Genomic DNA, 18,774 nt, shown 5'->3' on the forward strand with positions numbered 1-18,774 from the left:
GTATACCGGACTCGCGGTGCGACCCGCTGGAGCGCATCACGCTAGTCGATGGACAACGTCATCGGCTGTGTGAGCATTCCTGCTCGATGTCGGGTGTTCTTCTCGGCGGCGGCGCTCGTGTCCGGTGATGATGCCGGGGCAGGGCTGTGCCCCGGTCGGTGTGGACCATCGTCGCACCGACCGGGGCACAGTGGGTCATCGGAATGGATCTGTGCCGATGATCTCAGCGAGGGATGACGTCGTTCAGCGGGCGACGAAGGCCGTTGTTCCGCTGTCGCGGGTGAGGGTCAGGGTGTTGCCGTTGAGTCGGTATTGGGCCTGCCCTTCGGAAAGTGCTCTGAAAAGCTGCTGTTCGGCCTGGGCTTCGGCGCCATGGCAGGCGGCCCGGGTGGTGACCACGGTGTCGAAGGTGATCCGGTCGTCTTGGACGACAGCGCGGGCGTTGATGGTATTGCACGGGCCTGCTCCGCTGAGCTGGTCGCCACTGATCTGGAAGTAGGCGGGCTGGGCGGCAGCGTTCTGCAGGTTCCACTGCGGTCCGGCGATACCGGGTTGGGCAGCGGTCGCTGCGGGGGCCAGGGCCATGGTGAGCGCAGCGAATGTGGCGATAGCACCGGTGAGGACCCCACCGCCGGTACGGGTACGAAGACGCATCGGTCTTTTCCCTTTCTGTCTTTGGTGTCGACTGGCGACGAGAAGGACGGCAGGAGATCACTATCGGCACTGACCTGCTGCCCTTCCGCCGTGGCCATGTCTATCACCGCCACCACGAGAAACTTGGGAAATATGTTGCAGTAGAAGCTAATTCGAGAAAGCAGCCAGCTCTTGGCGATCTGTTGTATCTATCGTGCGTGTTCAGGAGCACCGGGTGCCCACATCTCGAGTGTCTCGGCCGACACGGCCGACACGCCGGTCATCCCCTGAGCTTGTAGTCCTTCACCAGGGAACGTCCGATGATCATCTTCTGGATCTCGGCGGTGCCTTCGCCGATGAGCAGCATCGGCGCTTCGCGGTAGAGCCGCTCGATCTCGTACTCCTTGGAGTAGCCGTAGCCACCGTGGATGCGGAAGGACTGCTCGACGACGTCGGCGCAGTATTCGGCGGCGAGGTACTTGGCCATCCCGGCTTCGACGTCATTGCGCTGGCCGGAGTCCTTGAGCTTGGCAGCCATGACCATCATCTGGTGAGCGGCCTCGACCTTGGTGGCCATGTCGGCCAGCCGGAAGAGCACGGCCTGGTGATCGACGAGTTTCTTGCCGAAGGTCTCCCGCTGCTGGGCGTAGGCGATGCCCAACTCGAAGGCGCGCCGAGCCACTCCACAGGCCCGGGCGGCGACGTTGACCCGGCCGACCTCGACGCCGTCCATCATCTGGTAGAAGCCCTTGCCTGGTTCGCCGCCGAGGATCTGGGCGTCGGTGGTCCGATAGTTCTCCAGGACGAGTTCGGTGGTGTCGACGCCCTTGTAGCCCATCTTCTCGATCTTGCCGGGCACGGTGACCCCGGGGGCGGTCTGCCCGAAGCCGGGTTCCTTCTCCACCAGGAAGGTGGTCATGTTCTTGTAGACGCTGTCGGCTCCGGTGTCCGTCTTGACCAGGACGGCGGTGAGATTGGACGATCCGCCGTTGGTGAGCCACATCTTCTGGGCGTCGATCGTCCACCCGTCGCCGTCCTTGACGGCCTTGGACTTGATGGCGGAGACGTCCGAGCCGCAGCCCGGCTCCGACATCGAGAACGATCCCCGGATCTCACCGGTGGCCATCTTCGGCAGGTAGCGCTGTTTCTGCTCCTCGGTGCCGTGCTGCAGGAGCATGTAGGCCACGATGAAGTGGGTGTTGATGATCCCGGAGACGCTCATCCAGCCGCGCGCGATCTCCTCGACGGACAGGGCGTAGGTCAGCAGGGACTCCCCCAGTCCGCCGTACTCCTCGGGGATCATCAGGCCGAAGATCCCGATCTCCTTCATCGCGTCGACGATGGCCTGGGGGTATTCGTCGCGGTGTTCCATCTCGGTGGCGACCGGGATGATCCGGTCGTCGACGAATTCGCGGACCAGCTTGATCAGCTCGCCCTGTTCCTCGGTGAGGCCTTCGGTACGTTGCAGTCGGGACATGGTCATCCTCTCGTACACCGGTCCACCCGGCGGGTCGATTCACGCTGCGGCTACGTCCGTCTCGTCCGCCGTACGACGTCTGCGCACGGTGACGTACGGCGCGAGTATGCCGCTCCACCAGGTACTCTCGACCCGCTGTGCTCCGTGATGATCGACACGTACCGCCCGGCCTCCCTTGGCCCCTCGAAGGGCCCTGCCGGTACCACGAACCACGAAGAGCCGGGTGGGCTGCACCGTCCCGCACCGCCCACCCGGGATCACTTCAGTCGACGGAACGATGTGCGGGCTGTCCCGCGATCCGTCCGACAGGCCGCTCCCGTCGACGGTGGATCACCCAGGCACCGGCGGTCATGACCAGGAAGGCGACGGTGGTCAAGATGCTGGCCTCCGGGCCGAAGACACCACCGGTGAGGAAATCGGATCCTTCATCGACGGTGACCTTGAAGAAGAAGTCACCGTCGAAGGTGGCTCCTGAGGTGGGAAGCCCGAAGAAGCTGGCCTGGAACCAGTTCCAGGTGATGTGGAATCCGATCGCCAGGTAGAGGTTCTTCGTGATCCAGGTGACCACGGCGAAGAACACTCCGACCAGAATGATGTTGATGACGGCGAAGACGGTGATATTCGGGTTGGGGAGGTGGATCAGACCGAAGAGCACCGAGGGGAGCAGGATCACGAAGACCAGTGGCACGATCTTGGCGAGCGTGTGCTGGAGGGTGCCGCGGACGAACACCTCTTCCTCGTAGGCGACGCTCAGGAGGTAGATCAACATGGTCAAGGAGGTCAGCCTGGGAGTGATGACGTTGATCGTCGCCACGCCGATGACCACCATCGTGCCCACGACGATGATCATCGACACCGCGCCGGCGACCAGCCCGACGATCAGGTCACGACGGTGACGGACAAATCCGGGCAGGCCCGGGCCGCGTTCCTCCGCGGGGTTCAAGCGCCGGTAGGTGTAGATCAGCGCCAAGGCGGTCAGGACATTGGCGGCGAAGTCCCCGAGCTGGTTCATCGCATTGTCGTAGACCTCGGACGACTTGGGTCGGGCGCCGAACAACTGCCCCACCACGTGGTTGCCGATGATGATTTCCATCGCCCCGGTCATGGCCAGGTAGACCAGAAGATAGATGAAGATGTGCTTCAGATACTTCAGGTACTGCTTTCGCGGGGGGGAGGCCTTCATGCGAAATCTCAGTTCTCTCTTCATCGTTGTTTATGCGAGCTGCGCGGCACAGAAATTAAAGCTGCTTACGCCAGGGCAGTGCTCATAGTACTGGGACACGCGGGCCGAAGCACGAGTGATGCGACAAAGAGCAGCAGCGCTGACTGCGGCCACACCAAAAAGTCACCGATTCAGACAATGGCCTGAAATCACCCTGCTATATGCGAAATAATTCGTATTCACGCTATGTCCCCTCATCGTGCGACCGAGCACCCGCAAATGTCCCGGTCGCACGATTCGGTCACAGGTCGATGGCGCAACCTCGCCCTTGGGCGATGGCCTCGGCGTAGATCCGCTGAGCGACCACGACGTCGAGCACCGCATTACCGGTGCTCTCGAAGTAGGTGATCTCGTCGTCGGACTCACGGCCCGGCGCCGACCCCAGGAGAACCTCCCCGAGCTCCCCGGTCACCTTGGCGAGGTCGAAACGGCCGTCCTGCAGTGGGATCTGAATATCCCCGGATTCGACGAGTGCATCCGGGGTGTCACAGTAGACCTTGTCTGCAGCCAACAACACCACCGGATCCATCTCGCACATCTGTGGGGTGTAGGAACCCACGGCGTTGACATGGGTGCCCGCTTCGACCAGGGAACCGTCGAAGACCGGCTCATTGGCCGTGGTGACCGTGGTGATGATGTCAGCACCGGTGACGGCCGCTGCCGGGCTGTCGACCCGACGAATCGTGGCCGGGAACCGATCCGCGCAACACTCGGTCATCCGACGGACGAAGTCGTCGGCACGCTCAGCAGACAGGTCGTAGACCCTCACGTCCGTGATACCAGGCCGCACGGTGAGGACCGCTTCCAACTGCGATTCGGCCTGCCCTCCCGTGCCGAAGAGTGCAAAGACCGTGGCGTCCTCCCTCGCCAACACCTCGGTAGCCGCCCCTGCCACAGCGCCGGTGCGCTGTTGGGTGAGCCAGGTGCCGTCGAGCAGCCCGCAGACCATTCCGGTGCTGGCGTCGAGGACCACCATGGTGGCCGGGACATTGGTCAGACCTCGTTCGATGTTCCGCGGGTAGACCGAGACGATCTTGATCCCCAATGCCGATTCCGGGGCCACGTATCCCGGCATGTAAAGACTGCGCCCCTCGTGCTCGGGAACCCCCAGGTTCATCCGCAGGGGAATCACGCACTCCTTCGCCGAATAGGCCTTCAGCGCTTCTTTGTCAGCGTCAATAGCCGCACGCATGTCGAAGATGCTCTGCATGTCGGCGGCGTTGAGCGCGGTGATCTTCATGCGTGGACCTTCGTCTCGTTCGTCTCAAGGGCAGGAGATGTCACCGCAGCGACTTCTTCATCAGAGGATTCCTTCTTGCGCAGGAGGTCCAACAGCATGGTTGTCGCAGTGTAGGCAATCACGACGATGACGACCCATTGCAGCGCCGACACGTCCAGGCTCTTCACCAGGAAGACCGCGATCAGCACGCCCACGCTGCCGAAGACCGCCGAGAAAAGGGTCAATTTGCGAGCGTAAGCATCATGTCGGATGAATTGCACCGATCCGATCGGCACCGAGAAGGTACATGCGGCCATCATGATCGGCAGAGCAACCCGCGCATCCATCCCCAGGGAGTGGACGGTGGCCATGGTGAGCGCGAAAGACCCGATACCGATGTTGTTGAGCGCACCGTAGAGCAGGGAGAGAACTCCCAGGGCGAAGAGTTTCCCCCCGGTGAGGCCGGTCGCCTCACCTCCGGTCGGGGAGAGCCCGAACTTGCCCATGAGGATGAACCCAGCAGCAACCAGCAGGCCGACGACGATGCCCCCTTTGATGACCCGCGAAGGAAGCTTCGCGACCACAGGAGCACCGAAGAAGGCGCCGATGACCTGGGCGACAACCGCCAGGCCGAGAGTCATCAGATCGACCTCGATGGAGGTGATGTACGCCAAGGCCATCACTGCGACCGGGATCACGCAGGCCGCATTCAACGTTCCGGGGAGCTTCCGATCAGCAATCCATTTCGCCTTGGGATAGAGCGCGGAGCCGATGGCGAAGTCAGAGATCCCGAAGGACGCGAAGAAGTAGATGACCGCCTGGGACACCGCCATGGCAGGCCGGCTACCCGGCTCTTCCCACACTTGATGACGGTGCCGATGAAGGTCCTTGATCAGCGCCAGGACGAAAACAAGATTGACCAGGACAATCAACGTCAAGATGACAGTGAGCATGGTAATTCTCCAGTAAAGAGAAAGGATATGCACGAATATCCCCAAGCGCACTCACCATTGCCCCAAAAATCATATGGACGAGGCATTTGATAGGCCTCATTGCCATTCCGGTTTGGGGATCACTGAGCAAAAATTAACATGAGACAAAAGACTTGACGGTTGAACGCGAAAGGCAGGCCTCTCCCGACGCCGCGCGACATTCCATCACATATATGAATCATCAACGGTGCAGAGAAATCCGACCGGCAAAAACATCTCACCCGCAAGCCTCCCCTAAATCGTACATGACTCAGATCACCTGATTCTCGGGGCCCGGCAGGAAACATGAACACTCACTCAGCTCGCTCAACCCGAGAAAAATGCACACATTAAGGCCCAAAGTCCTGACCGGAACATTCGACCGACGCAGCAATCAATAGCAAAGAATCCGTCGACATCACCACAGCTGACGCAGCAACCCGATCGTCTCCGACAGGCTCAGCCCCTGCCTTTGGGCAGCTCGAGCAAGATTCCCTGCAGCCACGTGGACTTCGCCGCTGCCGCCGGCCCCTCCACCGACCACCGGTGCGCCCCTCACACCCACTCTGCACGGCAAGACCACCGTGCCATTGCGCCCTCGGGTCACGACATGCCCCTCGGCCTCCAGCTGTTTGTACGCTTTGGCCACCGTGTTCACCGCCAGGCCAAGTTCAGCTGCCAGCCCTCGCACGGTGGGAAGGCGCGCACCAGCGCACAGCTCTCCACCAGTGATTCCCTCGACCACCTGATCCCGGATCTGCGCATAGGGAGCGACCGACGATTCGGGATCGAAGGTGATCATCACATCCGACAATCTATCCTGGGCGCTCACCGGACCCGCGGATCCCACCTCGGCCGACCCGAGAGACAGCAGCGTCCGCCCGTTCCGGCCGAACAGCGGAACGGGCGGACGTCATCCGAGGAGTCAGCCCAGCGGGACCGTCAACGACGACTCCGCACCCTTGGGTGAAGAGAAGGTCACCGCTCCGCCCTCGACCGACGAGGAATGCCAACGTGGGTCCTTGGTGTCCACGACCAGACCGAAACGATGACCGTTCTTGATCTCCCAGTGCTCTGCGGACATGCGCACCGTGATCGTCTGCGGCTTACCCGGAGTTGCTCCCCACAAGGTGTACGGATGTGCTGTGATCAGCCCGCCCATCCCCGCTTTGTCGACGTCGTACAAGTAGAAGAAGAGCGTCGTATTCGGCTTCGTCGGAGTGACGGTCATTTTCACCGTCGGAGCCCCGGCCACCACGGCCCCCTTCTGCAGAGGCTCCCCGAGCCACACACCACCGGCCGTGCGATCGACCAAGGGCATCGACGCCAGCGGAGGCAACTGGGCAATGCCCTGAAGAGCCCCGCTGATCAGCAGCGTGCCGGAGTCCGCCACCGTTCCTTTGCCGGTGTAGATCGAGGAGTTCCAACCGCTCGACGGCTTGCCGACCAGCGCCCCGGTGGGTTGGCGATCGTCCCCGTTCACTCCGGTCAGATAACTCACCGATTGCTGACGAACCAGCCCCTTCACCGTCTTCGCAGACCTCCCCTTGCGCGTATTGGCCAGGATTGCTTCTGCAGGCGGCTCGGTGTTCACCCCGTTGGCGACTCCACGAAGGTGGTGATCCATCCACGCCAAGGTGGTCTCCCAGGAATCACTCGGCAAGCCGATCAGCCCAGGGATATCAGGGATCGCGTGATCACCGCCGGCCAGCAACATGCGCTTGGGCACTGTCAGCCGGTCGTAGAAGTCGGTCATCGTGTTGACCGGGAAGAAGCTGTCATCGGTGCCATGGGCAATCAGGATCGCCGCACCATTGGCATTGATCTCCTTGACCTTGTTGGACGCCGACCTGGTCGCAGACAGCTTCTCCAGGAAGGCCTCGGCCGCCGGGATGTCGAGAGCCTCCAGCTTCGCTTGCGCCTCTTTCAGGACCGGTGCGGGCCGGCCCGTCATACTTCCGAGCTTCACGAGCAGGCTCATCGCGGACGAGCTGATCGTCTTGTTCGGGTAGAAGGACTCCTTCAGGTCGGCGAAGCCGGACATCGAGGACACCGCCTTGACCCGACGATCACGGGCGGCGGCCAGCAGCCCTGCGCCTCCACCGTAGGAAATACCCACCACACCGACCTTGGCGCTGTCGGCTCCGGGTTGTTTAAGGGCATAGTCGATGACGTCGCTGACGTCCCGTTGGGTGTCCTCGCCCATGATGTCGATCTGGCCGCCGGACTCCCAGAATCCCCGGCTGGTGTACGAGACCACGATGAACCCTCGCGCAGCCATCTCCTTGGCCTTGACGAGGTATTCGGAGCGGTTCATGCTCCAGCTGCCAGGCATCACCACGACCGGGAATTTCCCCTTGGTCGTCGGTCTGAGCAGGTATGCGGACAGTTTGACACCGTCGTGGGCGGTGATGCTCACCGGTTCCTTGCTGGTGGGCAGCGCACCTTCGTGCTTCGCCACCACATCGACCGCGGCTCCAGCCGGGAAGCTCTTCTCCTGAAGAGGGGCCGCTGTGGCGACAGCGGGCGTGGTGAGAGCCACGACAGCGGCGATGGTGGTGATGATGCCGACAGACGCAGAGCGATTCGACACTAAATATTCCCTTCGATAGAGACGGGGGTGTCAAGGACGCTACTGCTCGATCAACTCACGCAGATCCCCGAGGCCGTAACAATGCGGACGAAGGTCGGTGAACATCCACCCGAAGGCGGATTTTCACACCCAAAGCAACAGAAAACACGTGACTACCTGCGCTTTCAACAACTTTTCATTATGTTAATACCCTGTACTCAAGATGGCTTCGCCCCGAATTTCCTTGCCTCACAAACGTCCAGGGGTCGCCCGTCAGTGAAGACGGGCGACCCCTGGACATCGGCTGCAGCCCGACTCAGTCCCCCAAAGCCCGGATCGCCTCATGCATCGCGAGCGCCCGCTGCGCCGACTCGACATGCAGGTTCTCGATCATCCGCCCCCGATAGGTGACGACTCCCGACCCCTGACCGTCCTCCCAGGCCTCAAGGATTCCCCGAGCCTCCTCGACGGCCGATTCGCTCGGCGCGAAGACAGCATTCGCCCCCGCAACCTGGCCGGGATGGATCAGGGTCTTCCCGTCGAAACCCCATTGACGTCCCTGCGCACATTCCTCCTCGAACCCTGCGAGGTCCTTCACCTCGTTGTAGACACCGTCCAGGACGATTTTCCCTGCCGCCCGAGCCGCCAGCAGGCACAGCTGCAAGCCGGCACGAAGAGGCTCACGGCCCGGAACATGCTCGGCACGCAACTCTTTGACCAGATCGTTCGTGCCCATGACCAGGACGGTCAACCGGTCGGACGCAGCAGCGATGTCCGCGCAGCTGGTGACCCCCACGGGAGTCTCGATCATCGCCCACAACATCATTCGTTCCGGAGCGCCGTATTTCTCCATCGTCGCCACCAGAGCGAGGACCTCCTGAGCGGAGGAGACCTTCGGCACCGCGATAGCATCCGGCCCGGCCTGGCAGGCTGCCGCCATGTCCTCGTCGTGCCACCGGGTCTCCAGACCGTTGACCCGGATGATCAACTCACGACGTCCGTATTCTCCGGAACGTACTGCGGCGCAGGCCGCAGCACGCGCCTCTTCCTTCGTCTCGGGGGCGACGGCATCCTCCAGGTCGAGGATGATCCCGTCGCAGGGGATCGACTTGGCCTTCTCCAGTGCGCGAGCATTCGAACTCGGCATGTAGAGCACGGAACGGCGAGGGCGGAACTGTTCGTCGATCATCGTCGTCACTTCCCTGCGGTCTTGTCCTGGGCAGCCTGCCTGGCCGCGGCGTACGTCTCCTGCAGCTCCGGATCGATCCGCGCCAGCTGCTCAGCGAGTTCGACCACCACGAGGCACTGCTTGCAGGAGGCGTCGTCCTCCATCTTGCCGTCCACCATCACCGCCCCGGTGCCGTCCCCCATCGCGGTGACGACCTCGTAGGCATGTTCTACGTCCGCAGCGGCCGGGCTGAACACACGGCGAGCGATCTCGATCTGTGTGGGGTGCAAGGTCCAGGTGCCGACGCAGCCGAGAAGGAAGGCATTGCGGAACTGGTCCTCGCAGCCGACGACATCGGTGATGTCGCCATAGGGGCCGTAGTAGGCGTAGATACCGTGCATGGCGCAGGCATCGACCATACGGGCGATGGTGTAATGCCACAGATCCTGCTGGTAGGTCGTCCGCGGCCGGTCCTCCCCCTGGATGTCGTACCTGCCGTCCGCGCCCCTGTCCGCGTCCTGACGGACCAGGTAGCCGGGATGTCCGCCACCGACCCTGGTGGTCTTCATCCGCCGGTCGGCGGCAAGATCGGCGGGCCCCAGGGAGATGCCCTGCATCCGCGGAGAGGCCCCGCAGATCTGTTCGACATTGGCCACGCCGCGAGCCGTCTCCAGAATGGCGTGCACCAGGACAGGGCGGGTCAATCCGGCCTTGGCCTCCAGCTGGGCGAGCAACCGGTCGACATAGTGGATGTCCTCGGCGCCCTGCACCTTCGGGATCATGACGACGTCGAGTTTGTCGCCGATCCGTGCGATCAGAGTGGTGATGTCGTCGAGGAACCACGGGCTGTCCAGAGCATTGAGCCTGGTCCACAGCTGGGTCGCACCGAAGTCGATGTCCCGGGCGATCCGGACCAGACCTTCACGAGCTTTCTCCTTGTTCTCCGCCTTGACCGCGTCCTCGAGGTTACCGAGCAGGACATCGACCGTGCCGACCATGCCCGGGACCTTGGCAACCATTTTCTCGTTGGACGGATCGAAGAAGTGGATCGCTCGGCTCGGCCGGGCCGGGATCGTCCGCGAAGGAGCCGGCGCTCCGACGGCGAGCGGGGCGAAGAAATCCTTGGCGCTGCGCACGGCAACCTCCTGGGAGACGTGGTTCGAACGACCCTGGGACCAGGTCTCGTCCGTGTCGACGCTAGCAACGCAGGCTCCCTCGTTCGCGGCTGCAGATTGTGACGGCCTTCACGCTGTGTGCTGGACGCTCACCCGCAGAAGATGACTCCACGGAAAACGGACGATTCCTCCCAGTCCGTTCACAATCCTGGACGGTAGCCTCATCCCGTGACGAGTCGTGTGTTCGTAAGCCGCCTGGCCAATCTCAGCGTCTTCGACCCGCTCGGTGATCAAGTGGGTCGGGTTCGGGACGTCGTCGTCACCATCAGCCCGACCCGCCGCCGCCCCCGTGTCATCGGTCTGGCCGTGGAGGTTCCCGGCCGTCGGCGGGTCTTCGTTCCGATGACCCGGGTGACCAGTGTCGAAGGCGGACAAGTGGTCACCACGGGCCTGGTCAACATGCGTCGTTTCGAGCAACGTCCCAATGAGACCCTCGTGTTGGCCGAGGTCTTCGATCGGGCGATCACGGTGCGCGATCCCGAGGGCGACTACCGTGCGATCGTCGAGGACATCGCCGTGCAGCGGGAAGGTGCCCGCGACTGGTCGGTGGTGAAGGCCTTCGTCCGTAAGGGAGAACCGGAGTACCACCGTTTCGGTCTACGGCGACGTCGTGGAGAGACGTTGATGGTGCCGATCGAGGACGTCGTCGGCCTGCTGACGGTCGATTCCGCGCAAGGCGCGGACAAACTCCTGGAGAACTACGACGACCTGAAGGCCGCCGACCTCGCCGAGCTCATCCACGATCTGCAACCGACCCGCCGGGTACAGGTCGCTGCTGCCCTCGACGACGAGAAACTCGCCGACATCCTCGAAGAACTGCCTGAGGACGACCAGGTGGAGATCCTGGCGGCGCTGGAGTCCGACCGGGCCGCAGACGTCCTGGAGGCGATGCAACCCGATGACGCCGCCGATCTGCTCTCCGAGCTGACCCCGGAGGCCCAGGAGCGTTACCTCCAACTGATGGAACCCGACGAGGCCGCCGACCTACGGCGTTTGTTGGAGTACGACGAGGACACTGCCGGCGGGCTCATGACCACCGAACCGGTCGTTCTCCCCCCTGAAGCCACCATCGCCGAAGCCTTGGCCGTCGTCCGCAGAGCAGAGATCTCACCGGCCACCGCGGCCACCGTCTTCGTCTGTCGTTCCCCGTTGGAGACACCGACCGGACGATATCTGGGGATGGTCCATATCCAACGGCTGTTACGCGAACCACCTCACGGCGCGGTGGGTTCCATCCTCGACAAGAGCGTCGAGCCGATCCGACCGGATGCTTCCATCGGCACGATCACCCGTGAGATGGCGACGTACAACAATGTGTCGGTCCCGGTGGTGGACGAGGAAGGACATCTCCTCGGCGCAGTGACCGTCGACGACCTGCTGGATCATCTGCTACCGGATGACTGGCGCGAAGAACGCCACGAGGTGACCGATGACTGAGAGCCGCCGCGACCCCTTCCGTCTCGACCAGCCCCGTGAAGTGGGCTCCCGGTCCTTCCCCTGGCCGCGGTTATCCCTGGACAGCGACCGGTTCGGCGTCTTCGCCGAGAAGTTCGCCCGCTTCATGGGTACGGCCCGCTTCCTGGTGTGGATGACGATCTTCGTGATCGCCTGGGTCATCATCAACCTGGTCGGGATCTTCGGTCTGCAGTTCGACCCCTATCCCTTCATCCTGCTGAATCTCTTCTTCTCCACCCAGGCCTCCTACGCTGCGCCGTTGATCCTGCTGGCGCAGAACCGGCAGGACGACCGCGACCGAGTCGCGCTCGAACAGGACCGCGCCCGCGACGAACGTAATCTCGCCGACACCGAATATCTGACCCGTGAAGTCGCGGCCCTACGGATCGCCATGCGGGACATTGCCACTCGCGACTACCTCCGCTCAGAGCTACGCGACCTCCTCGAAGAGCTCAAGGAGCAACCCTCAGCCTCGAACCCAGAGCCGACCCCGGCACCGCCACCTCCGCCGCCTGTCGTCCCCCGTCGAGCGCGACAGCTGAAGTCCTCGACCAGGGAGAAACAGCGTCGCAGCAAGCTGTCCTCCGCCCGATCGTCGGAGCACGACCCGATGGCCGATCAGGCACGGGCACTCCTCGCAGGAGAGCGTCGGCCCGGGCAGGAGGACAGCCCCGATGGCCGATAAGGTGGGCGGCATGTCAGCCCCGTCCCATGAAGCTCTTCTCGCAGCTCTGGCCACGGTCGAGGATCCCGAGATCCACCGACCCATCACCGAGCTGGAGATGGTGCAATCCCTCAGCGCCGACGACGACGGTTCCGTCCGGGTCGAGGTGCTCCTGACCGTCGCGGGATGTCCTCTCCGCGACAAGATCACGGCAGATGTCACTGCTGCCTTGAAAAGCGTCGAAGGGGTCACCGAGGTCGAGGTCGTCCTCGGTGTGATGACCGATGAGCAACGCACCAACCTGCGTAAATCCTTACGTGGCGGTGCCGCCGAACGGGAGATTCGTTTCGCCCGCACCGACTCGCTCACCCGTGTCTACGCGATCGCTTCCGGGAAGGGCGGAGTCGGAAAATCCTCCATCACGGCGAATCTCGCGGCCGCATTGGCCGCCGAGGGCCTGAAGGTGGGTGTCGTCGACGCCGATATCTACGGCTTCTCCATCCCCCGCATGCTGGGGGTCGACCAACAGCCAGCACAGGTCGAGAACATGATCATGCCCCCCAAAGCACATGGCGTGAAGGTCATCTCCGTGGGCATGTTCGTTCCGGACAACCAGCCGGTCGTCTGGCGCGGCCCGATGCTGCACCGGGCCCTGCAGCAGTTTCTCGCCGATGTTTACTGGGGCGATCTGGACATCCTGCTGCTGGACCTTCCCCCGGGCACCGGTGACGTGGCCATTTCGATCGCACAGCTCATCCCGGGCTCGGAAATCATCGTGGTCACCACCCCTCAGCAGGCTGCTGCAGAGGTCGCCGAGCGCGCCGGATCGATCTCCACCCAGACCCACCAACGGCTGATCGGCGTCATCGAGAACATGTCCTGGCTGGAGATGCCGGACGGATCCCGCCAGGAGATCTTCGGTACCGGTGGCGGGCAGGCTGTCGCAGACTCGTTGAGCACCATCAGCGGCGCCACTGTTCCGCTGCTGGGCCAGGTGCCTCTCGACCCGGCGCTGCGTGAGGGCGCCGACGCCGGTGTCCCCGCAGTGCTCGACCCGGAGAACTCTCCTGCAGGCGCAGCACTGCGAGAGGTGGCCCGCCAGCTGGCGTCACGAGGTCGCGGACTGGCTGGACGCCGTCTGGGTGTCACCTTCTGACCGAGAACCCCTTGAGAGCAATGGCGAAGGCCCCGAACGATGATCCGTTCGGGGCCTTCGCCTTCGGTCTCTGGTGCCGCGCTCAGGTGGCCTCGTCGTCGTACGGGGTAGGCAAGGCCGGGTCATAGACGATCGGCGACGGATAGGCCATCGCAGCGGCGGCCGGAGAAGCCGCCTCTGCCGCAGAGGTACTCCCCGCGTCCTCCAGGAGCGCATCCCGAACGATCTTGCGCGGATCGTACTGTCGGGGGTCGTAGGCCTTCCAGTCGACGGAGTCGAACTCAGGACCGACCTGCTCCCGGAGCTGCTGCTTCGCCCCTTCAGCAGTCTCCTTCACCCCACGAACAAAGTTCTTCAGACGAGAGGCATACTCGGGCAAGCGCTCCGGGCCGATCAGAACCAGGGCGAGAACAACGATGAAGATGAACTCCCAGCCGTTGATGTCCAACAACACCGCAGGCCTCCTCATCGTCCGAAACGGCCGCCCGTGCTGGCGGCCGACCTCATCCTGCCATGAACCAGCCCTGGGAGTGGACGGCCACCGACCCGGACGGATCAGGCCGGGCTGGCGGCCGAACGCAGCATCGGGACCCGAGTCGCCCGGGAACGCTTTGAGGTCGGCGCCCGGTGCGCCAGCGCTTGACGCAGCTGGGAACGACCGCGGTGGATCCGCGAGCGCACGGTACCGAGCTTGATCCCCAGGGCAGCAGCGACCTCCTCGTAGGAGAGCCCTTCGATATCGCAGAGCACGACAGCTGCACGGAACTCCGGAGCCATGGCATCCAGCGCGCGCTGCACGTCGTCGTCGAAGGTGCGCTCTTCGTAACGCTGTTCCGGTCCGGCCTCACGGCTGGGCAGCCTGGCGGCCGATTCCTCGGCAAGGGCGTCGAACCGGATACGTTGCTTGCGGCGCATCCGGTCCAGGAAAAGGTTCGTGGTGATGCGGTGCAGCCAGCCCTCGAAGGTACCTGGCTGGTAACTGTCCAAGGAGCGGAAGACGCGTACGAACACGTCGTGGGTCAGGTCCTCGGCGTCATGGGGGTTACCGGTGAGACGGTAGGCGAGGCGGTAAACGCGAGACGAGTGCTCCCGCACGACCTCTTCCCAGGTCGGCGCGACCCACCCCGCAGCGTCAGCGGAGTCGACAGTGACGGGTGCCTTCACGGGTCAATCCTTGGGTTCGGGGATGGTGGCGCCACCAGGTGCATCGGCGCCGTCTGGTCACATGGTGCCCGCTCTGTCTGTGAAAGCGCTGAACGATGCCAGGACGTTCTCCCCCAGTTCAGAGGCCTGAAAAGACCAGAACACCGCTGATCGTAGGGGTTCCGGCAGCACCTGCTCGGTGACGGTGACAGGCCAGGCCGGCCGCCACCGCGACGGCAGATCGGGCCGGGGCAACTAGGCTGATCGCCATGAGCGCGCAAAAGGTGGCTTCCTGGGCTTACAGCGAGGACTTCGTCGGCGAGACCATAGCCCAGGAAAACGCGCGCGCACGCGGGGAACAGCTGGGGGCGCCACCGGTTCTTCCGGGAACCGGAGCCGCCCTGCGGTTGCTGGCCGCGGCCTGTCATGCCCGCGCGATCGTGGAGATCGGCTCGGGAGCGGGGGTCTCCGGTCTGTGGATCCTGGAGGGGATGCCCGCTGACGGCGTGCTCACCACCATCGACATCGAGGCTGAGCACGGTAGGGCCGCGAAGCAGGCTTTCCTCCAGGCCGGGGTTCCTCCACAACGCACCCGGGTGATCACCGGGGATGCTTTGGATGTTCTGCCCCGGCTCACCGACGGCGCTTACGACATGGTGCATGTCGACGGAGAGAAAGCGGATTACCCGGAGTATGTCGAGCAGTCCATTCGTATTCTTCGGAAAGGCGGGGTGCTGGCCATCGACAACATGCTCTGGCATGACAAGGTCGCTGATCCCGCAGACCGCGATGAGGTGACGACGATTGTCCGCGATCTGGGAAAACGTTTACGTGACGACGAGCGATTGATGCCGACGCTTTTGCCGGTCGGTGATGGTCTCTTCGTGGCAGTGAAACGGTGATCTTCGCCATATAAAGCCTAGGGGCCACGCCCATTGGACGTAGCCCCTGCTCACTGCCTCGGGCTGCGGTGACCACAGCCCTGACCTCTTTTCACCTCGTCACATGGGGACGTTCTCGCACCCCTGGATGGCGCGTCCGAGGTCGGCTGCCTCGTCGGGGGTCATCTCGACGACCAAGCGTCCGCCACCTTCGATCGGCATGCGCACGATGATCGCGCGCCCCTCCTTGGTGACCTCGAGCGGCCCGTCACCGGTGCGCGGCTTCATCGCGGCCATGTCTGCCCCTTTCGTCGAATTGCGGTGTGCTGCTCTGGCATCTCGGCGCTGTGGACCCCGTACGCTGCCTTCGAGGCGACACGGTCGACGCCCCTACGCCGATGACGCACACCTGTCCTTGTCATTATCTCTTGTCACGGCAGTCTTGCGAAATCGGGGGCGGAATTCATCTGTGTTTCCAGACGTTTGACGAGGCTTCCCCGAGCGAAGGAGCTTGGCCGTGGTCAAGGAGAACCCGCAGAACCCTGCAGCGACCGTGAATTGTACGGACGGAGTTGCCACTGTGCGCTTCAATCGCCCGGAGGCAATGAATGCGATCGATCTGGCGACAAAGGAATCACTTCTGAAGATTTTGCGTCAGGTCGCCCAGGATCCGGACATACGTTGTGTGCTCCTCACCGGCTCAGGGCGAGCCTTCTGCGTAGGACAGGATCTGAAGGAGCATGTCGTCGGGCTCGCCTCAGGCTCTGACGAGTTGGCCGCCACGGTGACCGCCCACTACAACCCGGTCGCAGAACTGATCGCCACGATGGACAAACCGGTGATCGCCGCAGTCAACGGGGTCGCCGCCGGTGCAGGAGCCGCCTTCGTCATGGCCTGTGATCTGCGGATCTTCTCGGCCGAGGCCGGAGTGAACCTGGCCTTCGCCGGAATCGCACTCTCCTGCGATTCCGGTACCTCTTTCTGGCTCCCCCGGCTGGTGGGCCCGGCCAGAGCTCACGAGTTGCTGTACTTCCCCCGTACGTTGCCTGCCGAGGAATGTCTCGCTCTGGGGTTGGCGACCAGTGTCGTCGCCGGTGACGAGCTGGAAGCGGTTGCTACGAGGACCGCGCGCACCTTGGCGAACGGCCCGACCCGCTCCTATGGAGCCATGCGACGTTCACTGGCCTTCGCCCAGGGGCACGATCTATCAGCGTCCTTGGCCTTCGAAGCCGAGCAGATGCGTTCCACCGGACGCTCAGCCGATCATCGCTCAGCGGTGGAGGCCTTCCTCGCCAAGGAAAATCCGGAATTCACCGGCCGCTGACCGTCGGGCGTGTCACGGCGGGAAATCGCTGGGTGGGACGAAACGCCACAGCTCGTAGAGCCACCACCACTGGGTCGTCAATCCGAAGACGACCCAGCCAGTGGCCAGGGACCACAACTTCACCCGGCCGGGGAATTCCACCGCGTCTGCAGGTTCCCTCTCATCAACGTATTCCGTTTTCTCCTCGATCTTCTTCCTACGCCGAGAACGCCATGCCGCGTCCACGGCGATCGCCGCCCAGGGAAAACAAGGCAATAGGTATCGGAAGACGCTGGTGCCCGGGTCCAGGACCAACGCCAGGTAGAGCGGATAAGCCAGAATCCAGGCCCGCATGACCGGACCCAGCCGGGATGCCCACGGACCGGCTGCGACCCCGACGACGAGCACCACCAGGGCGATCAAGGCCACGGGGCCGGCTTCCCCGAAAACATAATGCGAGATCCCCACCCAGGGCTCCAGAGGAACGATGTCCTGCCCCTGCCGCCAGGTCGCCATCGTGTCGGTGTAAGCGCTCCGGATACTGGTCCCCCACCACGCGATCATCGGCCAGGTCAACCCGGCCAGTCCGCACCCGCCCAGTGCCCCCAGCATGCCGAGGTACTCCTGCCGGGAGATCGGCCGTGCTCTCCTGGCACGCCAGCGGATCACGACAGCCACCAAGGCGACCAGTCCCAACGGGACTGCGATCGGCCGGGCCAACCCGGTCATAAAAGCGGTTCCGGCGGCCCACCACCATCGTTCCCGGTCCAGATGCCGTAGGACCAGAACGAGCAACAGGATTGCCAGGCTCTCGGTGTACGCGACCTGGAGCACCGGCGAAGGCGCACATGTCGCCCAGACAGCCACCGCCGCCGTCGCCGCACTCCTACCCAGCCGATCCCGCAGCAACAGCGCCATCGCTACCGCTGCCGCACCGCCCAGGACGAAGGCCAGCACGGCCCCAGTGATCGGAAAAGGCGCTCCGCTCAGGGCCATCAACAGCTTGGTCATCATCGGAAAAAGCGGATAGAACGCCCAGGGGTTCTGTTGGAGTTCCCCGGTGACCGGATCACGCGGCAGGGTAACCGGATACCCCTTCGTCGCGATCTCCTGATACCACCCGGCGTCCCACAGCCCGACGATGGTGCCGTAGTTCACCTCTGGACCGGTCCAGGCCACGGCTGCTTGATACCGCGTCAGGATCACCAGCAGCACAGCGCTGAAAGTCCGTGCAGCGATGTAGATCGACAGCACGTTAACGATGAAAGGATCACGTTCTCCGAACCACCGGCCCAGCACGTCCAGGGGCCGGGAGAGGGCCTTGGCTGTTGTCACGCCGGGGAGTCCGTGGTGCTGGGCAGTGGATCGGATCCACCCGAACCTGCCGCTTCGAGCTCTTCGATCCTGGCCTGCAAGCGGTCGATCAGCTGGTCACGATCGGCCAGTTCGACGGCCAGACGGTCCAGGACGACATCGACCTGGTCCATTCGATAGCCCCGTAGCGCGCGGTCCAGGAAGAGGCGGTCGAGATCCTCGGAACGCAGGGTCTCGACCCCTTCGTAGGGATCATGTCCACTGGCCCGGACAGGGCCGTCCGCGGCCACGCTCATCCCGGTACCTATCCGCCCGGCGGCGAGTGCGGCGACAGCACCGGCGAGCAGCACGACGAGAACGCTGAGGAGCACCATCACGCCCTCGATGGTGCCATGTCCGAAGCCCTCTGGAGGAAAGCACG

19 protein-coding genes are annotated in these 18,774 nt (G+C 63.6%); 5 read left to right on the top strand and 14 right to left on the bottom strand.

The genetic code is table 11. From position 1 onward, the window contains the following. Positions 1–243: 243 nt before the first annotated feature. From DX923_RS09150 to DX923_RS09190, 9 genes are all read right to left on the bottom strand, one after another. The gene (locus DX923_RS09150; protein WP_116114291.1) at positions 244–654 is read right to left on the bottom strand and encodes an META domain-containing protein; all 411 of its coding nucleotides are present in this window, start codon (positions 652–654) and stop codon (positions 244–246) included. A 259-nt stretch (positions 655–913) separates the two neighbouring features. After that, complete coding sequence (locus DX923_RS09155; protein ID WP_116114293.1) at positions 914–2,110, bottom strand: acyl-CoA dehydrogenase family protein; 1,197 nt, start codon at positions 2,108–2,110, stop codon at positions 914–916. 262 nt (positions 2,111–2,372) lie between these two features. Continuing rightward, positions 2,373–3,293: a CPBP family intramembrane glutamic endopeptidase gene (locus DX923_RS09160; RefSeq protein WP_162872886.1), complete on the bottom strand. Its 921-nt coding sequence runs from the start codon at positions 3,291–3,293 to the stop codon at positions 2,373–2,375. 280 nt (positions 3,294–3,573) lie between these two features. Further along, positions 3,574–4,572, bottom strand: coding sequence for an ornithine cyclodeaminase family protein (locus DX923_RS09165; protein ID WP_116114297.1), 999 nt, complete (start codon positions 4,570–4,572; stop codon positions 3,574–3,576). Continuing rightward, entirely contained in the window at positions 4,569–5,504 is a 936-nt protein-coding gene (locus DX923_RS09170) for a sulfite exporter TauE/SafE family protein (RefSeq protein ID WP_116114299.1), read from the bottom strand. The genes DX923_RS09165 and DX923_RS09170 overlap by 4 nt, the downstream gene beginning before the upstream one ends. 436 nt (positions 5,505–5,940) lie before the next feature. Continuing rightward, positions 5,941–6,354: a GntR family transcriptional regulator gene (locus DX923_RS09175; protein ID WP_240322580.1), complete on the bottom strand. Its 414-nt coding sequence runs from the start codon at positions 6,352–6,354 to the stop codon at positions 5,941–5,943. 93 nt (positions 6,355–6,447) lie between these two features. Next, entirely contained in the window at positions 6,448–8,115 is a 1,668-nt protein-coding gene (locus DX923_RS09180; protein ID WP_116114303.1) for a CocE/NonD family hydrolase, read from the bottom strand. Positions 8,116–8,410: 295 nt separating this feature from the next. Next, positions 8,411–9,283 (bottom strand): HpcH/HpaI aldolase/citrate lyase family protein, encoded by an 873-nt coding sequence (locus DX923_RS09185; RefSeq protein ID WP_205413014.1) that lies wholly within the window; start codon positions 9,281–9,283, stop codon positions 8,411–8,413. Positions 9,284–9,288: 5 nt separating this feature from the next. After that, positions 9,289–10,398: an HpcH/HpaI aldolase/citrate lyase family protein gene (locus DX923_RS09190; RefSeq protein ID WP_116114305.1), complete on the bottom strand. Its 1,110-nt coding sequence runs from the start codon at positions 10,396–10,398 to the stop codon at positions 9,289–9,291. A gap of 207 nt (positions 10,399–10,605) precedes the next feature. Between DX923_RS09190 and DX923_RS09195 the strand changes: the two genes are divergently transcribed. From DX923_RS09195 to DX923_RS09205, 3 genes are read left to right on the top strand one after another with little or no spacing between them, the layout of a single operon-like run. Further along, positions 10,606–11,874, top strand: a complete 1,269-nt coding sequence (locus DX923_RS09195) for a magnesium transporter MgtE N-terminal domain-containing protein (protein WP_240322581.1) — start codon at positions 10,606–10,608, stop codon at positions 11,872–11,874. After that, positions 11,867–12,577, top strand: coding sequence for a DUF1003 domain-containing protein (locus DX923_RS09200; protein ID WP_116114308.1), 711 nt, complete (start codon positions 11,867–11,869; stop codon positions 12,575–12,577). The genes DX923_RS09195 and DX923_RS09200 overlap by 8 nt, the downstream gene beginning before the upstream one ends. A 10-nt stretch (positions 12,578–12,587) precedes the next feature. Beyond that, positions 12,588–13,712 carry an Mrp/NBP35 family ATP-binding protein gene (locus tag DX923_RS09205; protein ID WP_162872887.1) on the top strand — a complete coding sequence of 375 codons (1,125 nt, stop codon included), beginning with the start codon at positions 12,588–12,590 and terminating at the stop codon, positions 13,710–13,712. An 82-nt stretch (positions 13,713–13,794) separates the two neighbouring features. On the opposite strand, the gene DX923_RS09210 is transcribed toward DX923_RS09205, so the two are convergent. Then, complete coding sequence (locus DX923_RS09210) at positions 13,795–14,166, bottom strand: twin-arginine translocase TatA/TatE family subunit (RefSeq protein ID WP_116114313.1); 372 nt, start codon at positions 14,164–14,166, stop codon at positions 13,795–13,797. 101 nt (positions 14,167–14,267) lie between these two features. Then, complete coding sequence (sigE, locus tag DX923_RS09215; RefSeq protein WP_116114315.1) at positions 14,268–14,876, bottom strand: RNA polymerase sigma factor SigE; 609 nt, start codon at positions 14,874–14,876, stop codon at positions 14,268–14,270. Positions 14,877–15,124: 248 nt separating this feature from the next. Between sigE and DX923_RS09220 the strand changes: the two genes are divergently transcribed. Continuing rightward, on the top strand, positions 15,125–15,757 hold the full coding sequence (locus DX923_RS09220) for an O-methyltransferase (RefSeq protein WP_116114316.1): 633 nt from the start codon (positions 15,125–15,127) through the stop codon (positions 15,755–15,757). Between the two features lie 99 nt (positions 15,758–15,856). On the opposite strand, the gene DX923_RS09225 is transcribed toward DX923_RS09220, so the two are convergent. Then, entirely contained in the window at positions 15,857–16,033 is a 177-nt protein-coding gene (locus tag DX923_RS09225; RefSeq protein ID WP_006502999.1) for a DUF3117 domain-containing protein, read from the bottom strand. A 307-nt stretch (positions 16,034–16,340) separates the two neighbouring features. On the opposite strand from DX923_RS09225, the gene DX923_RS09230 reads away from it, so the two are divergent. After that, on the top strand, positions 16,341–17,060 hold the full coding sequence (locus DX923_RS09230; RefSeq protein ID WP_430732268.1) for an enoyl-CoA hydratase-related protein: 720 nt from the start codon (positions 16,341–16,343) through the stop codon (positions 17,058–17,060). 12 nt (positions 17,061–17,072) lie between these two features. On the opposite strand, the gene DX923_RS09235 is transcribed toward DX923_RS09230, so the two are convergent. Beyond that, positions 17,073–18,374, bottom strand: coding sequence for a hypothetical protein (locus DX923_RS09235; protein ID WP_240322582.1), 1,302 nt, complete (start codon positions 18,372–18,374; stop codon positions 17,073–17,075). Then, entirely contained in the window at positions 18,371–18,727 is a 357-nt protein-coding gene (locus tag DX923_RS09240) for a DivIVA domain-containing protein (RefSeq protein WP_116114320.1), read from the bottom strand. Before DX923_RS09240 ends, DX923_RS09235 begins: the two co-directional genes overlap by 4 nt. Positions 18,728–18,774 lie beyond the last annotated feature (47 nt).

Origin of the sequence: Austwickia chelonae, assembly GCF_003391095.1 — a bacterium.
GTDB classification, from domain to species: Bacteria; Actinomycetota; Actinomycetes; order Actinomycetales; family Dermatophilaceae; genus Austwickia; species Austwickia chelonae_A.